This is a genomic window from Parendozoicomonas verongulae (genome assembly GCF_009711465.1).
In the GTDB taxonomy this organism is placed as follows: domain Bacteria; phylum Pseudomonadota; class Gammaproteobacteria; order Pseudomonadales; family Endozoicomonadaceae; genus Sansalvadorimonas; species Sansalvadorimonas verongulae.
Genome location: NZ_SMME01000614.1, coordinates 1,235 through 2,016, shown reverse-complemented (window position 1 = coordinate 2,016; position 782 = coordinate 1,235). Strand labels below are relative to the sequence as shown.

The 782-nt window shown below is 46.0% G+C and carries 1 protein-coding gene; it reads left to right on the top strand.

Translation table 11 applies throughout. The features are described 5' to 3' along the window. Window positions 1-521: 521 nt before the first annotated feature. A partial coding sequence (locus E1189_RS23045) for a hypothetical protein (protein ID WP_196221036.1) occupies window positions 522-782 on the top strand: 261 nt, incomplete at its 3' end.

Below are 782 nucleotides of genomic sequence, written 5' to 3'. Positions count from 1 at the left end.
GACTCATTTTGAACCTTTGTTCCCTCACCAGCATCCATACAGAACATTTGTTTCACGAACCCCCCCGGATATAACTGTTATTAAGGCTTATTCAGAGTATGAACATACCTCTACACTATGGGAAAGGCGAGCTTAGCCAGCAGGCGGATCAAAGATATTCAAGCAGGCACACATTTACCCCTACCCCTACCCTCAGTACACATGGTTCTCGAGATCCAGACCGTACAGATGACTCTGAGCGCTGCCAACTTTCACAACGGAGTACCCAGCACTATCAGGTTCACTCTCGTATACATAAATATCACGACATAGATAACGCCTTCAGTCTTTTGAAAGGCAACCCCCAAAGAGCATTAGATGAGGCCGAGACACTCTTAAAAAAATACGAGGGAGACTCTAAGCAATATGCTCGTGTTGTGCAATTAAAAGCCAGATCTTTGTTTCATCTTGACAATTTTGGTGGGTGTATTGAGTACGTCAATTCTCTTTCAGAGGATTTACAAAGCAACAAAAGGGTGATGATGGCAAAAGGCAGAGCTTTACAGGCTCAAAACCGTTTAACGGAAGCTTTACCACTCTTCCAGCAGCTTTATGAACAATACTCAGCCTCTCTCAATGAGGAAAAAACCAATGGACTGGCTCTGGGCAGATTACTTCAGGCTATGGGGGGCACGAACAATTTGAAAACGGCCCTGAACATCTTTACCCGGCTGCGCACCCGGGCGGCCAAAGGGGAAGTGAACACTCCCTGTATGGACAAGGAGATTGAACTGGCTCTGGGT